The 3,508-nt window shown below is 36.3% G+C and carries 3 protein-coding genes; all 3 read right to left on the bottom strand.

Annotation, left to right across the window (positions count from 1 at the left end; all coding sequences use genetic code 11):
• The coding region (locus tag U3A55_RS00030) for an AMP-binding protein (RefSeq protein WP_330989467.1) at window positions 1-903 on the bottom strand (903 nt) is incomplete at its 3' end.
• A gap of 57 nt (window positions 904-960) precedes the next feature.
• Window positions 961-1,851, bottom strand: coding sequence for a GHMP family kinase ATP-binding protein (locus U3A55_RS00025; RefSeq protein WP_330989465.1), 891 nt, complete (start codon window positions 1,849-1,851; stop codon window positions 961-963).
• An 11-nt stretch (window positions 1,852-1,862) separates the two neighbouring features.
• On the bottom strand, window positions 1,863-3,508 hold a 1,646-nt coding region (locus U3A55_RS00020), incomplete at its 5' end, for a thioesterase domain-containing protein (RefSeq protein ID WP_330989464.1).

Below are 3,508 nucleotides of genomic sequence, written 5' to 3'. Positions count from 1 at the left end.
GCGTTCTGATGGAAATGTTGGATCCATTGGAATATAAGTTCCTCCAGCTTTCATCACTCCTAACAAAGAAATCGGTAATTCTATTGATCGATCTAAACATACCGCTACATTGTTTCCAGGGGATACACCATTCTTTTGCAGGTATCGTGCTAGTTGATTTGATCTTTCATCTAATTCTTGATACGTCAGAAGCCCATCTCCAACTTCTACTGCTTTATTATCTTTATAGTTTACAGTAGCCTCTTCAAATAATTGATGTATACATGAACTTGAAGAGTATTCGCACCTTGTATTATTCCATTCTTTCAAAATGTGCTGCTTTTCACTTGTGTTTATGATTGAAAGTTTAGTTAACAACTCATCAGGAGTGTCGAGGGCACTTTCTAATAAATGAATGAAATTCTTTAACATATTCTCAGCTATATTTTTTTTGAATAAGTTGTCATTATAGTAAAGAGTTAGTTCAGTTGAATCCTTACGTATGTTGCTATCTAACAAAAGATTATAATCCTCTAATATTTTGCAGTTAGCACCCTCTATAAACTCATTGCTATCAAACAATAACTGCAAATTTTCTTTTTCACTATTGCATGTTTTATTAGTCATAACATCATTTACCTGCTTTACTAACTCTAAAAAAGTCATCTCTTCACTTTCATACGGACTATATTCTAATACCCCAGTATTTACTATGCCTATTAACAAATCATAGTTGGAAGAGTAACGAGATAAAATAGCTAAGTAGGTTGTTAAGAGAACAGTACTTTTGGAAACCTCAAGCCGCTTAGCGAATTCCTCCAATTTATGATGAGTATGTGTATTTATTGAGAGCGAAAGTTGCGCTTTTGTAAACGATCCCGACATTGGTAATCCAGCTTGGAAGGGTTCTATTAAATTATTCATTCCATCTCTCCCTTCATCTATTAAGTAAGCGTTAGATTGTAAGTGACTAGTAGTGCGTTAAAGGGTATGATAAGTATGTGTTTGTTCATACTCTTCTTGTAGTTCATTTCTTATTTCACTGAACTTTTGATTATAGCTTTCATCTTCTTGCCAAAGTAGTAAACCTATAAAGGTCCCACTATGAGCCACAACAACCCCCAATGCATCATATTTAGTAGATAACCTTAAAAAATAATCCAGTGAACGCTTTTCTTGCCAAGATTGATTCATAATTGCACTTCGCGTAGCAACCTTTCCTATTGAATAAACATCATTTTCAAGAAACGCTTGTCTTAACTGATTATTTAATTGTGTGTATTCTAACTTTTCTTTTAACGTGTACGATTTGGACACTTTATTGAATTCAACAGTGTCTACTTCCCCACCCTCATCAATTGCTAGAATAGTTAAAGGCGGTATAGACCCAAATACTTCACCTAGCTTAACCTGGCGATGATAGAAGGAAACTACACCCGAATGCATGACTCCATCTGTAGGCTCTATTTCTCCTATGAATTTTTGAAGTAATTCAACTGGTACCTCCAAGTTATACGCAGATGCAATTGATCTGGAAGTTGCTACCAAGTCAGCAGAAGAACTTGCTAGCCCTTTACCCGCTGGTAAATCACTTTCAATACTTAAAGTTCCTCCAATGGGGAGGGTGAAATGATTAAGCAATCGTATAGCTAAAAGAGCTGATTTTTGCTTAAAAGTAGGAATTACCTTAAGCTCCCCTGTTCCATCTGGAGAAAATTCAGCTTGTGAATATCGGTTTATTGGCAAAGTGACAATAAAATCAAGGTCATTCTCTGCTTGAACACCTTGCAATAATTCACCAAAAGTTCCAAATGATATTCCTTTTCCAACTTTATCCGAGATAAGCACATTTTCATTCAATTGTTTTTGCATCTACATTCCTCCTATCCATTTGTTACCGTGGCCCCACTTAGGTATTTTTGAATTTGAGTAGCAAGGACATTAACATACGGTGGTTCTACCATCGTATGGTGATCACCTTGAACCTCTACAACATCGACTTCTCCAGTAGTACGTATTAACCACTCTTTTGGATCAACCAGTGAATGTAGATGCTTAGATACATTATTTACGCAAAATAGCTTAAGATCCGACGCAATTGGACCTTCATATTGATAGTTCATTAATGCTTTACTATGTGAAATGAGAACAGAGATTTTTTGTTTAATTGAGTCAACCGTCATACCTTTCGTCAATTTCCCCGATTTCTTTGCCTCATCTAATAATCTAGAGATATTCTCTTCTAGTGATAGATTTGAATCCATATTTATCTCGAGATCAAAAAGAATAGCAAGGTATTTAATAGCATCCTGTTCTGTAAACTCCTCATTCACTTCCCCAGGAATGTCAAGTGGATGTGAATCAAGCAACCCAATAAACTCGATCTCTTCTCCTAACTCTTCAAACTTTCTAGCTATTTCATATGCTACTGTCCCACCAAAAGACCATCCCATTAAACGATAAGGTCCCTTTGGTATTGCACGACGAATTACGTCTACATATAAGCTCACCATCTCTTCTATAGATGAAAGCGGCTTTTTATCTGAATCATATCCAATAGCTTGTATCCCATATACAGTTTCATTACTGTCTAGTTCGTTAACTAAGTGAATATAAGACAGTATACCTCCACCATGTGGGTGTATCAGAACCAATGGAGAATTCTCACCATTTCCTTCTGCTAACTGAACCATTAATGAATCTTGTTCTGATTCTTGTCCTAGATTCTCTATATTTAACTGTGTACAAAGTTCAGCCACTGTCGGTTTTTTGAAAATAGCATTAAGTGATAATTCAACGTCTAATTTCTCTTGTATAATATTTTGTAATTGTAAGGCTTTGAGAGAATGTCCTCCAATCGCAAAAAAGTTATCGTGCACACCGATAGGAGATAAATCAAGTAGGCTTTCCCACACTTTACACATGTTCAATTCATCAAGATTACGAGGAGGGGTATAAGAACCATTGATAGCTAATGTATTCATTTCCTTCAATTTATTATGGTCAGCTTTACCATTAGGAGTTAATGGTATTTCCTCTAATTGCTTGAATGCATTTGGAATCATGTGTTTCGGTAGATAAGAAAGGCAGATATTTCTTAACTCTTCCAAATCAATTGTTACCTCATTCGATTTGGTTACAAGATACGCATGCAATGATGTTCCATTATCGTCCTCATATTTAGCTAGCACTACTGCTTCTCTAACATAAGGGTGTTGCTCTAGTACACTCTCGATCTCAGAAGGTTCTATACGATATCCTCGCACCTTTATTTGGTTGTCTATCCTACCTAAACACTCCACAGTTCTATCAGAGAAATACCGCGCTCTATCTCCGGTTCGATAGATAAGCCCTCGTCCAGTAAATGGATTTCTTACAAACTGTTCACTAGTTAATTCAGGGCGATTCCAGTATCCATCTGCTACGCCATCCCCACCTATATATAATTCTCCTGTCACGCCGATTGGGACAGGCTGCATTTTTTCATCCAATATATAGAGTTCTGTATTGTTTATAGGCCTTCCAACCC

The sequence above is a fragment of the Salarchaeum sp. III genome (genome assembly GCF_036418315.1).
Taxonomy (GTDB): Archaea; Halobacteriota; Halobacteria; order Halobacteriales; family Halobacteriaceae; genus Salarchaeum.
The sequence above is the reverse complement of the archived record's forward strand: the minus strand, read 5'-3'. Positions and strand labels throughout refer to the sequence as shown.

Excerpts from the sequence above, each read along its gene's own strand:
- U3A55_RS00025 (WP_330989465.1), bottom strand. The coding sequence starts at position 1,851 with ATGCAAAAACAATTGAATGAAAATGTGCTTATCTCGGATAAAGTTGGA.